This window comes from Catenulispora pinistramenti (genome assembly GCF_018274385.1).
In the GTDB taxonomy this organism is placed as follows: domain Bacteria; phylum Actinomycetota; class Actinomycetes; order Streptomycetales; family Catenulisporaceae; genus Catenulispora; species Catenulispora pinistramenti.
This window is the reverse complement of sequence record NZ_JAAFYZ010000224.1, coordinates 1-17952: the sequence shown is the minus strand read 5'-3', so window position 1 is coordinate 17952 and position 17952 is coordinate 1. Positions and strand designations below refer to the sequence as shown.

At 71.4% G+C, this 17952-nt stretch carries 19 protein-coding genes; 9 read left to right on the top strand and 10 right to left on the bottom strand.

Annotated features, from left to right (window positions below):
* Positions 1-183: 183 nt before the first annotated feature.
* Positions 184-1173: a GTP 3',8-cyclase MoaA gene (gene moaA, locus KGQ19_RS39730; RefSeq protein ID WP_212019127.1), complete on the bottom strand. Its 990-nt coding sequence runs from the start codon at positions 1171-1173 to the stop codon at positions 184-186.
* Between the two features lie 187 nt (positions 1174-1360).
* Between moaA and KGQ19_RS39725 the strand changes: the two genes are divergently transcribed.
* Entirely contained in the window at positions 1361-2107 is a 747-nt protein-coding gene (locus KGQ19_RS39725) for a helix-turn-helix transcriptional regulator (protein WP_212019125.1), read from the top strand.
* Between the two features lie 92 nt (positions 2108-2199).
* On the top strand, positions 2200-3084 hold the full coding sequence (locus tag KGQ19_RS39720) for a D-alanyl-D-alanine carboxypeptidase family protein (RefSeq protein ID WP_212019123.1): 885 nt from the start codon (positions 2200-2202) through the stop codon (positions 3082-3084).
* A 60-nt stretch (positions 3085-3144) separates the two neighbouring features.
* On the opposite strand, the gene KGQ19_RS39715 is transcribed toward KGQ19_RS39720, so the two are convergent.
* From KGQ19_RS39715 to KGQ19_RS39685, 7 genes are all read right to left on the bottom strand, one after another.
* A complete protein-coding gene (locus KGQ19_RS39715) occupies positions 3145-3639 on the bottom strand; it encodes a DUF1003 domain-containing protein (protein WP_212019121.1) in 495 nt (164 codons plus the stop codon).
* 102 nt (positions 3640-3741) lie between these two features.
* Complete coding sequence (mscL, locus tag KGQ19_RS39710; RefSeq protein WP_307856654.1) at positions 3742-4170, bottom strand: large conductance mechanosensitive channel protein MscL; 429 nt, start codon at positions 4168-4170, stop codon at positions 3742-3744.
* A gap of 118 nt (positions 4171-4288) precedes the next feature.
* Positions 4289-5377 (bottom strand): trypsin-like serine peptidase, encoded by a 1089-nt coding sequence (locus KGQ19_RS39705; RefSeq protein WP_212019117.1) that lies wholly within the window; start codon positions 5375-5377, stop codon positions 4289-4291.
* A 315-nt stretch (positions 5378-5692) separates the two neighbouring features.
* Positions 5693-6955 (bottom strand): amidohydrolase family protein, encoded by a 1263-nt coding sequence (locus KGQ19_RS39700; RefSeq protein WP_212019115.1) that lies wholly within the window; start codon positions 6953-6955, stop codon positions 5693-5695.
* Positions 6955-8280, bottom strand: coding sequence for an amidohydrolase family protein (locus KGQ19_RS39695; protein WP_212019113.1), 1326 nt, complete (start codon positions 8278-8280; stop codon positions 6955-6957). Before KGQ19_RS39695 ends, KGQ19_RS39700 begins: the two co-directional genes overlap by 1 nt.
* 14 nt (positions 8281-8294) lie before the next feature.
* Positions 8295-9191: an SDR family NAD(P)-dependent oxidoreductase gene (locus KGQ19_RS39690; protein WP_212019111.1), complete on the bottom strand. Its 897-nt coding sequence runs from the start codon at positions 9189-9191 to the stop codon at positions 8295-8297.
* Positions 9181-9999, bottom strand: a complete 819-nt coding sequence (locus KGQ19_RS39685) for an acetoacetate decarboxylase family protein (RefSeq protein WP_212019109.1) — start codon at positions 9997-9999, stop codon at positions 9181-9183. Before KGQ19_RS39685 ends, KGQ19_RS39690 begins: the two co-directional genes overlap by 11 nt.
* 101 nt (positions 10000-10100) lie before the next feature.
* On the opposite strand from KGQ19_RS39685, the gene KGQ19_RS39680 reads away from it, so the two are divergent.
* From KGQ19_RS39680 to KGQ19_RS39665, 4 genes are all read left to right on the top strand, one after another.
* Positions 10101-10742, top strand: a complete 642-nt coding sequence (locus KGQ19_RS39680; RefSeq protein WP_212019107.1) for a TetR/AcrR family transcriptional regulator — start codon at positions 10101-10103, stop codon at positions 10740-10742.
* Between the two features lie 34 nt (positions 10743-10776).
* Complete coding sequence (locus KGQ19_RS39675) at positions 10777-11523, top strand: SAM-dependent methyltransferase (protein ID WP_212019105.1); 747 nt, start codon at positions 10777-10779, stop codon at positions 11521-11523.
* An 85-nt stretch (positions 11524-11608) separates the two neighbouring features.
* Positions 11609-12520, top strand: a complete 912-nt coding sequence (locus KGQ19_RS39670) for a GNAT family N-acetyltransferase (RefSeq protein WP_212019103.1) — start codon at positions 11609-11611, stop codon at positions 12518-12520.
* A 145-nt stretch (positions 12521-12665) separates the two neighbouring features.
* Positions 12666-12944 (top strand): metallothionein, encoded by a 279-nt coding sequence (locus tag KGQ19_RS39665; protein ID WP_212019101.1) that lies wholly within the window; start codon positions 12666-12668, stop codon positions 12942-12944.
* Between the two features lie 66 nt (positions 12945-13010).
* Here KGQ19_RS39665 and pdxR read toward each other — a convergent pair whose 3' ends face one another.
* Positions 13011-14387, bottom strand: coding sequence for a MocR-like pyridoxine biosynthesis transcription factor PdxR (gene pdxR, locus KGQ19_RS39660; RefSeq protein WP_212019099.1), 1377 nt, complete (start codon positions 14385-14387; stop codon positions 13011-13013).
* A 70-nt stretch (positions 14388-14457) separates the two neighbouring features.
* Between pdxR and KGQ19_RS39655 the strand changes: the two genes are divergently transcribed.
* Together KGQ19_RS39655 and KGQ19_RS39650 are read left to right on the top strand one after the other, a co-directional pair.
* Entirely contained in the window at positions 14458-15492 is a 1035-nt protein-coding gene (locus KGQ19_RS39655) for a DMT family transporter (protein WP_212019097.1), read from the top strand.
* A gap of 48 nt (positions 15493-15540) precedes the next feature.
* A complete protein-coding gene (locus KGQ19_RS39650; protein WP_212019095.1) occupies positions 15541-16494 on the top strand; it encodes an SURF1 family cytochrome oxidase biogenesis protein in 954 nt (317 codons plus the stop codon).
* On the opposite strand, the gene KGQ19_RS39645 is transcribed toward KGQ19_RS39650, so the two are convergent.
* Complete coding sequence (locus KGQ19_RS39645; RefSeq protein ID WP_212019093.1) at positions 16475-17446, bottom strand: hypothetical protein; 972 nt, start codon at positions 17444-17446, stop codon at positions 16475-16477. The genes KGQ19_RS39650 and KGQ19_RS39645 overlap by 20 nt on opposite strands.
* 310 nt (positions 17447-17756) lie before the next feature.
* On the opposite strand from KGQ19_RS39645, the gene KGQ19_RS39640 reads away from it, so the two are divergent.
* Positions 17757-17952 (top strand): hypothetical protein (locus KGQ19_RS39640; protein ID WP_212019091.1); only part of this gene is annotated, 196 nt, incomplete at its 3' end.

Sequence of the window (17952 nt, the reverse complement as noted above, 5' to 3'; positions counted from 1 at the left end):
CGCCGACTGGTCAACCTCGGCCTCCACCACACCAGCGGCACCTGGGCACTGAGCACCACCACATGATCGAGGGAGCCGCCCCACACGAGGACGGCCCCCCATCACAAGATCTTCATTAGCGTTCTAGACGGCTGATTCCAAGAGGTGGTCGGTAGCAGGACGGCACCTGACGGAATCAGCCGTCTAGCCGCCGATCGCCGACATCGGCCGCTCGGGCTGCACGAACCCCGGCTCCCCGATCCCGGCCGCGCGCTTCTTGCCCAGCATCGCGACGCGCCAGCGCTCGGCCAGTTCCTCATCGCTCGCGCCCTCGCGCATCGCGCCGCGCAGATCCGACTCCTCGCGGGCGAACAAGCAGGTCCGCACCTGCCCGTCGGCCGTCAGCCGCACCCGGTCGCAGGCACCGCAGAACGGCCGGGTCACGCTGGCGATCACCCCGACCCGGCCCGGCCCGCCGTCCACCAGCCAGGTCTCGGCCGGCGCCGCGCCGCGCACCGCCCCGCCCTCGGGGGTCAGCGTGAACTCGCGCTCCAGCGCGGCCAGGATCTCATCGGCCGTGACCATCTCGGCCCGGTCCCAGCCGTGCTGCGCGTCCAGCGGCATCTGCTCGATGAACCGCAGCTCGTACCCGCGCTCCAGACACCACCTGAGCAGGGCCGGGGCCTCGGCGTCGTTGACCCCGCGCATCAGCACGCTGTTCACCTTGACCGGGGTCAGCCCGGCCTGCGCCGCCGCCTCCAGCCCGGCGACCACGTCCGCGAACCGGTCGCGCCGGGTCAGGTCCCGGAAGACCTCCGGGTCCAGGGTGTCCAGCGAAACGTTGACCCGGTCCAGACCGGCGTCCTTCAGCGTCGGCGCCAGACGCGCCAGGGCGAGCGCGTTGGTGGTCAGCGAGATCCGGGGCCGCGGCTCCAGCTCGGCCACCTGCCGCACCAGGCCGGCGATGCCCGGCCGGACCAGCGGCTCGCCGCCGGTGAACCGCACCTCGTCGACGCCGAGCAGCCGGACCGCGATGCGGATCAGCCGCAGGATCTCCTCGTCGGTCAGCAGCTCCGCCTTCGGCAGCCACGGCAGCCCCTCGGCCGGCATGCAGTAGGTGCAGCGCAGATTGCAGCGGTCGGTCAGGGAAACGCGCAAGTCCGTCGCCGTCCTGCCGAACGTGTCGACCAGCATCTGCGACCCTCTCTCGCCGAACCCCCGGGAAGATCCCGTCCTACCTTCCCAGCTTCTCACTCGCGCTGCTTGTTCCCGTCCACGGATCGGCTCGCTAGCATTCTTGCTGTCCACCCTCCGCCGTCGCGCCTTCACCCAGCGCCACCATCGCCGATCCCCGTTCACGTCGCGATCGCAGGTGATCCGCATGCCGTCCCAGGTCCCGCTGATAAGCCACCCGCATCCCGTCCCCACGCCCGGCGAGATCGGGCTGCGCCGGATCCTGGCCGTGGCGGACGTCCTGTTAGGCGGGATGGAGGAGGCCGAGCTGGTGGACCGGCTGCTGCCGGTGCTGCGCCGCGCCGTCCCGGCCGACACCGTGCTGTGGCTGACCTCCGACCGGTGGCACCCGGCGGCCTGGCGGGCCGAGCCGGCCGGGTCGATCGGCACCGAGCAGGCCGCGGCCCTGGACCCGCACGCCGAGGACCCGCTGCTGACCGAGGCCTGGCATGGCGCCGGGACCGCGACCCGGCGCTCGGATCTGCACACGGACGCCGAGTTCCACCGGCTACCGCTGTTCCAATCCGTGTTCGCGCCGATGGGCGCCCGACGTCAGCTGATCATGGCGGTACAGCCGGACGAGCAACGACGCGTCGTCGTGCTCTTCAACCGCTCCGCTCCCGACTTCGCACCGCAGGACGTGGCGGTCGCCGAATCGCTGCGGCCCCGCATCGGCCGCGCGCTGGCCCGGTTCGGCGGCCCGCTGCCCCGGCGGGCGAAGGTGTCGCCGCGCGAAGCCGACGTACTCGACCTGCTGTGCCGAGGGCTGACCGACCGGCAGATCGCCACCCGGCTGGGGATCAGCCCGCGCACCGTGGACAAGCACCTGGAGCACGCCTACGTGAAACTCGGTGTGCGCTGCCGGGTGCAGGCGGCCTCGCGCTGGCGGTCGTGATCCGGTCGGCGGTCGTGATCGGTCGGCGGTCGTGATCCAACCGAAACCCCGCGCGCAGCAACGAAAGCGGCCCTCTTCACGTCTACTCATACATGGAACAGCGCGATCAGACGCCGCAGCAGCCGGGCGAGGACATCGGCCGGGCCGCGGCGGAAGCGGCGGCCGAGGCGGAGGCCGACGAGGGCGTCGACGCCTTCGGTGACGGCCGCTGGCACCGGCCCGAGCGGTACGGCTCCGGCCCGGACGAACCCGAGCGCCGCTCCAAGCGCTGGCTCGTCGTCGGCGGTGTGACGGTCGTCGCGCTGGCTCTGGCCGGCGGCGCCGCGGCCATCGCCGGCGGCTCGCACCACACGTCGAACACCACCGCGCAGAACGTCGCCGCCACGGACCCGTCCACGCAGAGCCCGATACCCCCGGCGACCTCGCAGCAGAGCACCACGGCGCCGACCACACCGCCGCCGGCCTCGGAGGCCACCACGCCCTCGACGCCGACGAAGCCCAGCACCCCGACACCGAGCAAAAGCTCCACGTCGGCGACGCCGACCGACGAGACCGGCGGCGCCTGCGAGAACACGAGCCACGACACCGCCGCTGACCGGGCGGTGATGTTCAGCGGCATGACCGACGGCACCCAGCAGGCGTTCCTGAACGCCAAAAAGGCCGCCGAGGCCAACGGGTTGAGCTTCGTCCTCAACTCCGGCTACCGCTCAGCGGCCTACCAGAAGCGCATCTTCGACTGCTACGTCAAGCAGCTGGGCTCGGCGCAGGCCGCGCGCACCTGGGCCCTGCCGCCGGAGGAGTCGGCACACGTGAAGGGCTACGCCATGGACATCGCCCCGCCCCCGGCCGCGGCCTGGCTGGAGTCCACCGCCGGCAAGTACGGCCTGTGCCGCCGCTTCGCCGACGAGACCTGGCACTTCGAGTACCAGGCCCGGTACAAGACGCAGGGCTGCCCGGCGCTGCTGCCGCACCCCTGATCCGCCACCCCGGCCAGCCGGCCCTGACCCGCCGCCTCTGATCCGCCACCGCCGGCGCGGCTACTGCTGCTGCGGCAGCCGCGCGATCAGCTCGGCCAGCTGCCGGCTCTGCTCGGCGTGCTGGCTGCGCAGCGCCGCGAACTCCTCGGTGAGCACCTGCAGCATCTCCCGGGACTGGCAGTCCTCCTCGTAGTCGTGCTGCGCCAGCTCGCTGGCCACCTGGTCGGACCGCTTGGCGGCGATCAGCAGGATCGCCCCCTGCAACGCCGCCACGCACGAGAGCACCAGGTTGAGCAGGATGAACGGATACGCGTCGAAAGTGTGGCCGGTCGACTTGTCCAACACGACGTTGGCCGTCATCCAGACGATCAGGAAGCACACCGACACGAAGACGAACATCCACGACCCCATGCTGTTGCGCATGGCGTCGGCGGCCCGCTCGCCCCGGGTGAGTTGCTCGCCGGTCCGGACGCCGGGGTGCCGGCGCCAGCTTCCGGGGGCTATGTGCCTCACGGCGGACTTCACAGTCGACTTCAGCTGAGCTTGTGCGGTCATGCCGGGGAGTGTGGCAGATCGAGGTGACCGGCCCGAACCGGGCCCCGGACCGACCCGGTGCCGCCGAGCCGGGGCCGCGTGGTTCCCGCGGCCCGTGAGCCCTCAGTTGCTGTCGCGCTGCGAGGCCAGCAGGTCGCGGATCTCCGCCAGCAGCTCCTTCTCGGTGGCCGTGGCCTGCTCCGGGATGCCCAGCCGGGCCTTGCGCCGGTCGTTGAGGTGGTTCAGCGGCATGACGATCAGGAAGTACACCGCGGCCGCGATGGAGACGAAGCTGATCACGTTGGTGAGCAGGTCGCCGTAGGCGAACGAGGACTTGTTGATCGTGAAGCTCAGCTTGGTGTAGTCCTGCTTGCCGAAGATCGCCGTGATCAGCGGCATGATGATGTCGCTGACCAGCGACTTGACGATCGCGCCGAACGCCGCGCCCATGACCACGGCGACCGCCAGGTCGACCACGTTGCCGCGCATCAGGAACTTTTTGAAACCGGAGATCAAGGTGACGAGCCTTCCACGAGTGGGGTCGGCGGCCACACCAAGGGGCCGCCGTATCGGTGGGAGGCTAAAGCGTACCGAACACGATCTAGGGGCGGTTACGCGTGTGTCGCATGGTATCCCACCCAACGAGTGGGAATCCGGCGAAACGCCCCGATTATGATGTCGCGTTCTGATACAACGCCTGGACGGCCGAGCCGAAATAGGCGCTGTAGGACACGTCCGGACTATCCCCGCCCTGTTCGTACCCGCCTATCACGCCAACGACGGTGCCCTTCTCCCCGCTGGAGTCCACCTTCGTCAGGAACGGCGCGCCCGAGGTGCCGTCCGGATACCCGCGGCAGTCCCACTCGGTCTGGGTCGAGCTGAACTTCACCGCCGGCGCCGTGCACGTTATCGGCGTGTCCGAGCCCTGCGGGTAGGCCGGCACCGTCACCGGCATCCCGAAGCCCTGGTCGAAGGCGATCTGGTCGGCGCCGGTCACCGACTCCAGCGAGGCGCCGGAGGGAGACGGCGCTACCTGCAGGAAGGCCACGTCCTCGTCAGGGTCGTTGTTGTCCTGCCAGTTCTGCGAGACGACGACCTTGGTCACCGCCCAGGAGCCGTAGGGCATCTGGCCGTCGTGGAAGCCGGGCGCGAAAGCGACGTCCGACTTGGGACCGTCGCTGTAGACGCAGTGCGCGGCGGTGATGACCAGGTTCCCGGCGGCGCTGTGCACGACCGAGGCGCTGCAGAAGTGGCTGGAGACGCCGGTGTCCGTCTTGTACAGGACGCCTGCCACGGCGGTCCCGCCGAACGGCGTCCCGCTCGGCGAGCCGTCGGGCTGGGCGGGCGAGTCGACCGTGGACCCGGGAGCGACGGCCGCGGGGGCGGCGGAACTCAGCGTCTGGGTGATAGTGGGTTCCGGGGTGGCGCTGGCGGGTGCGGCATCCGTCGTGCTGGGCGGCGGCGCGAGCGAGTGCGGGGGCGCGGCGGCCGCCTCGTTGACGCCCTGTGCCGAGGCCGACGTCGAAGAGCTGCTGGCCGCGACCGGGGTCACGACGGGGGCCGCGGTGTGTTCGGCGGTCGCCGCCCCGGCCGACGGCGGCCTGCTGAACGCGACGCCGAGCATCCCGGCGATCACCAGGATCCCGGCCGCCCCGGCGGCGAACGCCGCCCGGCGGGCCCGCGCGCGCTTACGGCTCTGCGCTCGCTGCCGCATCCGCGCGACCCGCGACCGCCGGTCGGGCACCTCGGGCATCTCCATCGGCGTCACCCTCCGCTCACTTCCGACCCGTCAGCCGGCCGCGATCCTGGTCCTGCGTCCGCCTGCCACTGTGCACGAGGACAGGTCAACACGAGATCAAGACCGCCGCCGGGCCGTCGGCTCCGGTCCGAACAGCGAACCTCCGCGACCTGAGCGGCCGATGAAGGACCGCGCCGGACGCGGAGCGATCCGCCGACCGGGTGAGGTCGGCGGATCGCCGGGCGCCGGGTGCCGTGTTCCACGTGATCACGTATGCCCGTCCGGCTCCGGGTTAAGCCATGGCGAACAGCAGGCGCAGGTCGCAGGCCCGTGGCGTCACCACACCCGGAGTACCCGGTCGGCGCCGAAGGTCGGCGAGGTGGCGTCTGCGGGCACCTGTTCCAGCGGCTCGTCGATCTCCCCGACCGTCGGGCCGACCGCCTCGGCGACCGCGTCGAGCGCCGCCAGATCGAACCCGTAGACCCGCGCCGCGTTGCCGCCGAGGATCGCCGTGATCTCCTCGTGCGGCAGGCCCGCGAAGGAGTTGCGCAGCGCCTCGCGCGAGTACGGGAACGTGCCCTCGTCGTGCGGGTAGTCGCCGCCCCACATCAGCTTCTCCAGGCCGATGGCGTGCCGCAGCGGCACCTCGTCGGGCCGCATGAAGGAGGCGCCGAGATAGAAGTTCTGCTTCCAGTACTCCCTCGGGGCCAGTCCCACCGCCTCGGCGATCCCGGCGCCGAACCGGCTCTCGGCGGTGATCGCGCCGGCGTCGTCCATCGCCGAGCTCATCCGCCGCACGAGCGCGCGGTGGTAGTAGTCGAGCAATTCCAGGACGCCGGGCACCCAGCCGGAGCCCTGCTCGGTGAGCACGAACTTCAGGCCGGGGTGCCGCTTGAAGGCGCCGCCGTAGATCAGGTGCCACATCGCCCGGTGCGCGAACCAGGTGATCTCCACCATGTAGCACGCGCGGGAGGCCGGCTCCTGGCCGATCTCCGGGGACGCCGAGCCGGCATGGTGGTTGATCGGCATGTCGAGCTCTTCGCAGACCGCCCACAGGGGTTCGTAGACGTCGGAGTAGAGCTGCGGGACCGACGTCCCAGGCGGAGTCCCGGGCAGCAGGACCCCGCCGAACAAGCCGTGCTCCCGGGCCCAGCGGACCTCGCCGACCGCGTCGTCCATGTTTCCGAGCAGGACCTGGCAGGTGCCGGCGCGGCGGCCGGGAGCCTGCGAGCAGAAGTCGGCCATCCAGCGGTTGTGCGCGCGCAGGCCGGCCCAGCGGAGCTCGTACTCCTCGGCGCTCGGCTGCTGCGCGCCCAGCGACATGCTCGGGTAGAACGGCGGGATCGTGTTGGGGAACAGCACTTCGGCGACGATGCCGTCGCGTTCCAGGTCGGCCAGGCGGCGCGCGGAGTCCCAGTTGCGGGCGGCGTCGCCGTGCAGGAGGTCTTCGTACGGGTTCACATACGTCGCGGCCCAGGCGTCGAAGTCCTCGTGGTACTTCGACTCCAGGTACGGCCGGTAGTCCGGCAGGTCCGCGCCGGCGTGGCCGTCGGCGGAGATGACGGTGTACCGCGCTGCGGCCTCAGAGGGCTCGGTCATCAAGACACCTCCGGTCCGACGCCGTCGGTACGGTGGCCGCCGAGCGTCGCCCCATAGCCGATGACCGGGAAGTCGTGGCCGGTCAGCCAGTGCCGGCCGACCTCGCGGGCGGCGGCCCAGCCGGCTTCCTCCTCACCGGTCTGCCCGAGATCGCCGGGCCGCAGGTTGACGCGCTCGGCGACCGGTCGGAGCTTGTCGACGTCGAACCCGTACACCTCGGCGGCGGCCAGGCCGATCATCCGCCGGGTCTCCTCGATCGGCATGTCGTGGAAGGTGGTCTTGAGCCACTTCCGGGTGTTCGGCCAGGTCCCCTCCGGATGCGGGAAGTCGTTGCCCCACAACATGTTGTCGACGCCGATCTCGTACCGGTGGGCCAGCTCGCGGCGCTTGGTGTTGGACGCGCCGATGAAGCAGTTGCGGTCGAAGTACTCACTCGGCGGCCGCTTCACCTCCTCGAACGGCGTCAGCTTGGCGGCGGCGTGCGCGCCGAGGAACAGCCGGTCCATGAACCACAGCAGGTTCGGCGCCCACCAGCAGCCGGCCTCGGTGACGCCGAACTTCAACCCGGGGAAGCGCTCGAACACGCCGGACCAGATCAGGAACCAGATCGGCCGGGCCGGCCACCACGTCACCTCGGAGACGTAGATGCCCAGGTGGTCGCCGTACTCGTCGCGCGGCGCCACGCCGGAGTGGGTCGCGACCGGCATCTGGAGCTCTTGGCAGACCGCCCAGACCGGGTCGTAGCGGCGGTCGTGGTAGGGCGCCTTGTCCTCCCACATCGCCGGGATCATCACCCCGCCGAGCCCGGACTCCTTGGCGCGGCGGATCTCGGTGACCGCGGCGTCCACGTCGCCGGTGATCGGGACCAAGGCCATGCCGCGGCGCCGCTCCGGCGAGTGCGAGCACAGCTCGGCCAGCCAGCGGTTGTGCGCGCGGGCGCCGACCAGCGCCAGCTCCTGGTCCAGGCCGCCGGAGAAGGTCAGGCCGACACCGAAGGGCGCGGCGGTGGTGGACTCGACGGCGTCGGCGTCCGGGAAGATGACCTCGGCGGTGACGCCGTCGGCGTCGAGTTCCTTGTCCCGCTGCGCCGAATCCCAGCCGCCGCGCAGGCCCTCTTCGTGTTCGGCGAACCAGCTGCGCGCGAACTCGGGGTTGCGGACGCCGAGCTTGGTCGCGGCCTCGACGCGGGCCGCCTGTTCGGCCAGGAAGTCGTCGAAGGCCGGGTGGTACTCGCTCTCGATGTAGGCCCGGTACTGCTCGGTCGGCAGCCCGGCGTGGCAGTCGGAGGAGATGACGACGTAGGGGCTGTTGTCGAACTCTGTCATGGGATTTCGCCTCCTCAATCCAGAATGAACTTCTCGAGATATCCGGGGTTCGCGCGCTCCAGCATCGATTCCGAGCGCCGCCGGATCATGTCGTCGGAGGAGCCGCCGCGCGGAAGGATCCAGAAGGAGCCGGTCCGGATCCCTTCCAGGGCGTGGGCCGCGACCTCTTCGGGCTCGGTCATCTTCGCTTCCAGCCCGGCGTCCTTCATCGCCTGCTCCCAGCCTTCGAGGGTGGGATACGGGCTCTGGCGCGGCTTGGACTTCGCGTAGCGCTCGGGACGGTTGCGGTAGCTCTCCCACAGGCCGGTGCGCACCATGTGCGGGCCGGGGAAGAGCACCGAGGCGCCGATCTGGGAGTCGGCCTGCTTCAGTTGCGCGTACAGCGCCTCGGTCATCGTGACGATCGAGGCTTTGGTCACGGCATAGACGCTGGCCGTGGGCAGCGGCGCGATCCCGCCGTCCGGGGAACTGGTGTTGACGACGTGGCCGGGGGTGTTCTGGGCGATCATGCGCGGCAGGAAGGCCTGGATCCCGTGGAAGACGCCCCAGACGTTGACCGCGAAGGCCCACTGCCAGTCGGTGCGCTCGTGCTGCCACATCGGGCCCTCGGCGCCGGAGCCGACGCCGGCGTTGTTGCACAGGACGTCGACGCTGGGGAAGGCGGCGAAAGCCTTGTCGGCCAGGGCTTCCACCGAGTCGGGCAGGGAGACGTCGGTGACCACGCCGACGGCCTTCGCGCCCTGGACCGCGCCCGCGGCCACCTCGGCAACCGCCTTGTCCAGTGCGGGTTCCTCGACGTCGGCGAGCACGACGTTCATGCCCTCGGCGGCGAACAGCCGGGCCATCGCCAGACCGATGCCACTGGCCGCGCCGGTGACCACGGCGGTCTTGCCGGGCAGGTCAGTCAGCATCTGGGGCCTCCGCCGGGTCTTTGATCAGCACCGAGTCATGGACCTGCGCCGGGTCGTCGTAGCGCTGGTGCACGTAGGGCAGGATCTCCTTCGGATCCAGCCGGGCCACGACCTCGCCGCGCTGGTCGGAGGTCTTCTCGCCGAAGGTGATCTCGACCAGCCGGAGCACCGGGAGGTCGGCGATCGGGTCGAGCGCGGACTCGCGGAGGATGACCTCGCCCTCGACCGCGTTCAAGGCTCTGGTCTTCTCGTTCCGGACGCAGCGGACGAGCAGCGGGTCGGCGTCGAAGCCGGAGCCGTCCACCGCCGGCAGGAACTTGAGATACCAGTCGACCTTGACGTACGGCGCCGGGGGTTCCAGGGCGCCGGCGATCCGGCCGCGGATCTCGGCGAAGGTGACGCCGTGCCGGGTGACCGTGCCGGCCACCTGGTCGCCGTCCCGGTCGACGACGACCTCGGCCAGCTTCTTCGGTTCGCCGAACACCTCGCGGCCGCCGATCAGCGAGCGCTCGGTCGTCATCGGCATGACCAGGCTGTACCAGCCCTCTTCGGTGCCGTGCGCGCAGGCGACCGATATCGCGGCGGCACCCAACGGGGATCCGAAGATGTCGACCTGGTTGATCGTGGCGCGCACGTACGGCTTGGCGGTGGGCTTCAGGGGCGGCGGCAGCACCTGGGCCAGGGCGTCGGGATCGGTCTCCCAGACGGCGTGCACGCCGGTGGACCACAGGTCGGGGAGCTTCGAGGCGGATTCTCGGGCGGCGGCGACGGCCTCGAGGTCGCGTGGGCCGTAACGCACTTTCGGCATGTCTGACTCCTGTCTGACTCCTCGTCATCAGCCTTCTGTAACACTGTTACACCCGGGATCGTGAAGGGTAAAGAGCCATCGGGGGCGAGAGGATGGGGACCGTGACTCAGGAATCGGCGAAACCTCCGCGCGCGCCGGCGGTGACCCGGCGCGCCGTGTTGGACGCCGCGACCCGGCTGATCGAGCAGCAGGGCGTCGCGGGGTTGTCGATGCGCAAACTGGCGGCCGAATTGGGGGTCGCGGTCACGTCGATCTACTGGCACGTCGGCAACCGCGAGGCGCTGCTCGACGAGCTGGTGCAGGAGATGGTGCACGGGCTGGACACGCTGCCGGCGAGCGGGACGACGCCGACCGCGCGCGTGTTGTCGCTGGCGCTGGAGCTGCGCCGGGTGCTGCGCGCGCATCCGCACCTGATCGGGCTGGTCAACGAGCGCGGCCTGACCCCGGCGATGTTCCTGCCCTCGCAGCGCGCGCTGGTGGCCGAGATCTCGGCGGCCGGGCTGCGCGGGACGCGGGCCGCCGAGACGGTGCGGGCGCTCCAGTACCACGTGATCGGCTTCATCCTGGTCGAGCGGCACACCGACCGGTCGCCGGAGCAGCATCCCTCGGCCGAGGAGTTGTGGCTGGCCGAGCCGTCCGCGGACGGCGATCTGGCCGAGGCGCTGGCCACGCCGGTGGACGCCGACCGGCTGTTCGCCCGCTCGACCGAGGCGCTGGTCCGGTCACTGCTCGCGGATCAGTAGCCTGCGATTCGCCTCCGGCCTACCCTTGGTCGCCATGACAGCGGAGGAGATAGTCGGGCGCGCCACGCACATGGTGTTCCACTCGCCGATGACCGAGGAGCGCGGGAACCGGATCGCCGCGGACCTGGCCGCGACCGGACCGGCCACGGTCGCGGACTACGCGTGCGGCTGGGGCGAGCTGATGTTGCGGATCCTGGCGCTGGCGCCGGCCGCGCGCGGCTTCGGGGTGGACATGTCGGGGCGCGACCTGGCCCGTGGACGGGCCAACGCCGCGGCCCGCGGCCTCGCCGACCGGGTGGAGTTCGTCGAGGACCGGGCCGACTACCAGACGCGGCCCGCGGACGTGGTGATCAACTGCGGGGCCTGGCAGGTCTTCGGCAAGACCGTGGCCCAGTCGCTGGCGGTGCTGCGGCCGCTGGTGAATCCCGGCGGCCGGTTGTTCTTCGGCGTCGAACACTGGGAGAGCGTGCCGCCGCCGGAGCGGCTGGCCGCGATGTGGCCCGGCACCGCGGCCGATCGCTACCCGCTGCTCGCGGAGATCGCCGACCTCGCGGTCGAGGCCGGATTCCGGCCGATCCGCATCGAGAGCTCAACGCGCTCGGAGTGGGACGACTACGAATCGCTGGAAACCGCCGACGCGGAAGAGTGGCTGCTGGCCAATCCGGACCATCCGGACGCCGAAGCGGTGCGTGACCGACTAGACAGCAAGCGAAGCATCTGGCTGCGGGGCCACCGCGACTACTTCGGATTCTCCATGCTCACGCTAGGTGTCCCGGCTTAGTACGGGCCTTGTCCGGAACCTGATGCCAGTCAGGCATTGTGGCCGACGGGCTGACGCGGGCCCGACGATCGCATAACGTTCTGCCGTGCCTTCACCGCTCCATGAGTACCCGAGGGGTCCTCGCCTGTCCCTGCGCGAGTTCCGCCCCGACGACCTTCTGGCCTGGCAGCGCATCGGCGGCGACCCCCGCGTCGCCGCGCACACCCCCTGGCCGGCGTTGTCCACCCCGGACACCGCCGGAGCCTGGCTGTCCGAAAGCGCGCGCATGGCGCAACTCCAGCCCCGCCGCAGCTTCTACCTGGCGATCGAGCAATACGACACGCTGATCGGCTCGGCCACCCTGGACATCCTCAGCTTCCCCCACCGCCAGGGCGAGATAGGCGTCTACCTGCGCCCCGACCGCTGGGCCGAAGGCCTCGGCACCGAGACCGCGCGACTCCTGCTGGAACTGGCCTTCTCCCGCCTGGAACTGCACCGCGTCCAGACCACCGTGGACCCCCGCAACACTCCGGGCATGCGCGTCGCGGAGCACGTGAAGATGCGCCCCGAAGGCGTACTGCTGGACCGCTTCCTGGTCGGCGGGCAGTGGCAGGACCGCGCGATGTACGCGATCACCATGCCCGAATGGCGCGGCGGCCGGGGTGGCGCACATGCCGCGGTCGGGGCGCAGCCGGCGGCGGCCGAAGCTGACGCTGCTGGTGGCGATGGTGCCGGTGGTGCCGGTAACGCTGGTGGCGGCGCTGAGACCGGCGGTGCCGATGGCGCGGGCGGCATGTCCTTCGGGGGCGGCCCCGAGGAACCGTTGTTGGGCGTCCCGATGCCGCCGCCCCAGGCCGAGGAACCGCTGGTCGGCGAGACCGTGAGCGAGGCCGAGGCGAGGTACGCCGAGACACCCGAGAGCGACAAGGCCACCGAGGTCAACGAGCCGCAGATGTTGACGGCGCAGATCGTCAGAGAGCAGATAGAGGTCGTGCACATACTGCCTCGGGAACCGTAACGGGCAGGTCAGGGTTCCGCGACCTCGCTCGGTGCCGTGGTGGCCTACATGGGCTAGCGATCGACTAGCCCGCAGCCGCGCCGGGTAGTGCCGGTCTCGGCGGGAGACTCCGCCGCGTCCCACCACAGAGACCCGGGAGTCGGAAATGGCCGTGTGTGAAGTTTGTGGCAACGACTACTACATGTCGTTCGACGTCGTCGCGGCAGGCGTGAAGCACACCTTCGACTCGTTCGAGTGCGCGATTCACCGCATGGCGCCGACGTGCGAGCACTGCCGGTGCCGGATCGTCGGGCACGGCGTGGAGGCCGACGGCAAGTTCTACTGCTGTGCGCACTGCGCCAACGCCGCCGGCGCGAACGGCATCGCCGACCATGTCGACCACGCTCCGCACCCGGGGCACGCGACGCCGGTCGGGGTGGGCTGAAGCCGGCTCCGCGCCGAGAGAGCCGCCTCGCGGCCCCGGAGGTCCCCGGCAGCCCCCGGGGGGGCGTCAGCCTTCGCGTGCCGCCGTCCCCAGCCGCCGCGCCGCCTCGGTCAGGCGTCCCGGCGCGAGACCGGCGTAGCCGAGCACCAGGCCGGGCGGGCCGGGCGCGAAGCGCAGCGGCGCCAGGGGCTGGATCCGTACGCCGTGCGCCTCGGCCGCGGCGGTCAGCGCGTCCTCGTCGCTCCCGTCGGGCAGGTCCACCAGCGCGTGCAGTCCGGCCGCCACCCCGCGGACCTTCCACTGCGGCAGCTCCGCGCTCAGCGCCGTCACCAGTGCGTCGCGGCGGGCACGGTAGCGACGGCGGACGGTGCGCAGGTGGCGGTCGTAGGCTCCGGTGCCGATCAGGTGCGCCATGGCCAGGTGGTCGATGACCGAGCCGCCGAGGTCGCTGTGCAGGCGGATCTCGCGGAGGCGGCCGGCCAGGTGCGGTGGGGCGACGGCCCAGCCCAGGCGGAGGGCCGGGGCCAGTGACTTGCTGGTCGTGCCCAGGTACAGCACCCGGTCCGGGGCCATGCCCTGGAGACAGCCGACCGGCTCGCGGTCGTAGCGGAACTCGGCGTCGTAGTCGTCCTCGAGGATCGTTCCGTCGACGGTGCGGGCCCAGGCGATCAGCTCCGCCCGGCGGGCCGGGGCCAGGACCACTCCGGTCGGGTACTGGTGCGCGGGGCCGGCGAACACCACCGTGGCGTCCGTGCGCCGAAGCTCGGACACCACCAGCCCGGCCTCGTCCACCGGCACGCCGACCAGCGCCATCCCGGACGCCGCGAGCAGCCGGCGCGGGCGGTCCGCCGAGGGGTCCTCGACCGCCAGGACCCGGTGTCCTAGTTCGTACAGGGCCTGCAAGCCAAGTGCCAGGCCGTGCGCGGAGCCGTTGATCGCGACCACGCGGTCCGGCGTGGCGTCGGCGGCCCGCACCCGCCGCAGGTAGCCCGCGATCTCCTCGCGGAAGCGCGCGACGCCGCCGGGGTCGCCGTAGCCGAGCCCTGCGTGGGGCAGGTCGCTGAGCACCCGGCGCTGAGCCGCCACCCAGGCGGTACGCGGGAACGCCCCGAGGTCCGGCCGCCCCGGCGTCAGGTCGAACTCCGGCTCGGCCTCGGCCGGGTCCGGACGCGTCAGCGCGCGCCCCTCCCCCACCGCGTGGCCGCTCGCGACCCACGTCCCGGCCCCGGTCCGGCTCAGCACGTACCCCTCGGCCACCAGCTGTTGGTACGCCTCGACCACGATCCCCCGCGACAGCCGCAGCTCGGCCGCCAGCTGGCGGCTCGGCGGCAGCACGGTCCCGCCGGCGATCCGCCCGGCCCGGATGCCGTCGCGCAGGCCGACGACCAGCTGCTCGACCAGGCGACCGGCCGCGCGGTCCACGGTCACCAGGATCTCGGCCATCGGATTGGTCCCCTTTTCATGGCACTGATTGGTTCTTACTCGCGGACCAATCGGATCCTAGTCTCGCAGAATGTCCACGACTACCGACGCAGTCGGAAGTGCCGAGGCTTCCGGAGCCACAGCCCCCGGAGCCACAGTCCCCGCAGCCGCAGCCGGCACCACCGCCGAAGCCCCGGCCCGGCGCGACCAGGGCGGCCAAAGCGACCAGCGCAACCAGCACGGCCACCGGACCCAGCGCAGCCACACCACCCGCCACATCCTCCAAGGCACCCTGGCCATGTCCATCCTCGGAGCCTCGACGGCGGTCAGCGTCCACCTCACCCGCTACCCGGTCCTCGGCGGCCAGGCCCTGCGCTACACCCTCGCGGCCGCGGTCTTCGCGGTCATCGTCCGGCGTGCCGACCTCCCGCGCATCCGTCCGACCGCCCGGGAGTGGCTCCAACTGGTTCTGCTCTCGGCGACCGGCCTGGTCCTGTTCAACGTCTTCGTGCTGGCCGCGCTCCGCCACACCGACGCAGCCACCCTGGGCAGCGTCGTCGCCTGCTCCCCGCTGGTCCTGGCGGTCGCCGGGCCGCTCGTCGCCAGGACCGGCAAGCGGCTGCGCCCCGGCCCGGTGGTCGGCGCCGCGGTGCTGGTGGTCGCCGGCAGCGCGATGGTGCAGGGGTTCGGGCACGGCAGCCCGGCGGGGATCGTCTTCGCCGTCCTGACGCTCGTCTGCGAAGCGCTGTTCTCGCTGCTCGCGGTGCCGCTGCTGCCGAAGTTCGGCGAGCTGCGGGTCTCGGCCCACGTCACCGCGATCGCCGTCCCGATCCTGCTGGTCACCGGGCTGGCCACGGACGGCACCGGCATGCTGCGCGTGCCGACCCTCGCCGAGACCGCCGCGCTCCTGTACCTCGCGCTCCCGCTGACCGTCTTCGCCTTCCTCCTCTGGTACCGCGCGCTCAGCGGACTCGGGCCGCAGCGCGCCGGGCTGCTGATCGGCACCGTGCCGGTCGCGGCCTGCGCGGCCAGCGCCGCGCTGGGGGTCGGGACGCCGGGGCCGGCGCAGCTCGCGGGGGTCGCGGTCGTGGTGGCGGGCATCGTCTTCGGGCTGGTCAAGAGTTGAGCGCGACCTGCCGTCGGGGCACTTAACAGCGTCGGGTAGCGTCAGGCTGTGTCTCGGTACCGGTTCGTCTTCTCCTGGCGCTGGATCCGCCTGCATGTCCTGATCTGGCTGATCCTCCTCCCCTCCTTCTACGGCTTGGGGATGTGGCAGCGGAGCCGCTACCACGAGCGCAGCGCGGAGAACGCGGTCATCAAGACCGCGATGAACGCCTCGCCCGTGCCGATCGAGGGCGCGGACGCGGTCGGCGCCGCGGTCCCCAAGTCCGAGCGGTGGAAGCAGCTCACCCTGGTCGGGACCTTCGATCCCGCGCACCAGTTCCTGGCCCGCAACCACCAGAACGGCGGCAACCCGGGCTTCTACGTGATCACCCCCCTGACGCTCGGTGACGGCACCTCCGTCCTGGTCAACCGGGGTTGGGTCCCCACGGTCAGCACCGACGAGCAGCAGTCGCCGCCGATCCCGGCGGCACCGGCCGGGACGGTCACCGTCACCGGCCGCCTGCAGCAGTCCGAGACCAAGGGCAACACCGGGATCCGGGACGTCACCGCCGGCCTGCCGACCGGGCAGATCAGCCTGATCAACACCGCTTCGCTGGCCGTCACGACCGGATTGCGGTTGCGCGGCGGCTACACCGAAGTGATCAGCATGAAGCCGGGCGACTCATCGCAGATCACGGCGGTCGACGCGCCGTCGCTGGACGAGGGGCCGTACCTGTCCTACTGGTTCCAGTGGTGGCTGTTCGGGGTGATCGCGATCGGCGGCTGGATCACGATCATCCGGCGGGAGGCCCAGCACCGGGACCGTGAGGCCGCGGAGGCGGCCGAAGAGGACGAGTACGACGACGAGTACGAAGAAGACGAAGAGTACGAAGAAGAGGACGACGACACCGAGGCCGAGACCGGCCTGGAGCCCGAGCCCGAAACGGCCGTCGCGTCGACGGCCGTCCCATCGGCGGCCGTCACCGGCGCCGCATCGGGAACCGCTACCGCGCCAGCGCCCTGAGCACGTCCGCGAGCTCCTGCGTCGGCACGAACCGGATGCCGTCCTCGACCCGGCGTGAGCCCTGCCGGTAGAGCACCCCGTCCCGCCACCAGAACAGCTGGTCGCTGACCGGGCCCGGCCCGGTCTCGAACTGCCGCCGGGCCAGCCGCAACATGCCCTCGGCGGCCGGGACCGCCTCCGGGCCGCGGACCGGATGCGCCGCGAACAGTCCGCGGTTCGGTATCACCACCAGCGCGCCGTTGCTGTCCACGGACACGTAGTCGGGCAGCCAGAAGGAGTGGGTCGGGGCGTAGCCGGTGCCGCCGCGCACCACGGTGATGCTGACGCCCTCGGCCTCCAGCGACCGGGTCTCCAGCAGGCCCTCGCGCCGCACGTTCTCCCGCGCGGTCCGGTACGCCTCGCGGGCGGTCACCTTCCACCGGGCCAGGTCCCCGTACGCGACCGGCCCCTCTTCGGGCCGGTACCAGCGCACGCCGGCCCCCAGCGGGTCGCGCAGCGGCGAGGGCGGCACCAGCTCCAGCACCTCGACCAGGCCGTCGGCGCAGAACCGGTGCTCTATGCCGGCCAGCGCGGCGGAGTCGGCGTCGTCGCCGCCGAACAGGCGGGCGCGGATCCGGCCGCGCACCGAGGCCCACTCCGAGTCGTGGTCGCCGGTGAGCGAGACGGAGCTGGCGTAGAAGCCCGAGGGGTCGACCCGGGTGAGGACCAGTTCCTCGACCATCTCCGGCCAGTCGGCCTTCTCGGCCACTTCCATCCGGCGCTTGAGGGCGGCCAGCGGCCAGCGGCCCCGGTGCGGGCCGTAGACCTCGATCAGCCCCTCCTCCACGATCGACCAGGCGCACCCGCGCCGGCGCAGCTCCACATCGAGCAGGCCCACCATCGCCACCGCTACCGGGTCCCCTTCCGGCCAGCTCCTGCGAGCCTCGGCGGCATGGCGTCCGTTCGTTCCCACCTGCGGATCCCCCCAAGAGAGAGTCGTCGTACCCGGATTGCAGAGCAGCCCCCGGCTACCCGCGATCGCTCCCCGCACTCAACATTTTGACGAAAGCCCGACGTCTTAGGTTGCCGAACCGTACCGATCTAGTCCCCGCCTAGTCCTTTCGGCGTATAAGCGCCACGTATCCCTTCGGGGTCTCTCATCCAGTGGACCATCCGACGACCATCGGACAGGGTAATGCCACGCGGTGCTTTCGTCTGCCTCCAATGGGTGACAAGCGACCCGAAAGCGTGACGTCTGCTGTTTCGACCGCGTTGGGCGATACGTGCCCCAGATCCAGCCGCGGACCGAACTGTCGGACGTCCAGGATGTCCACAGCGCAGTTCTGCTGGGGGTCCCCGCCCCACGCCGCGACCCCGCCGCCACGGTCCCCGGCAGCAGCACCTTGACACGCCTGCGCCGCACCGGCCATCAGGACCCGATGGTCACCGACCGCGCCTGGGAGCGCATCAGCGCCCTCC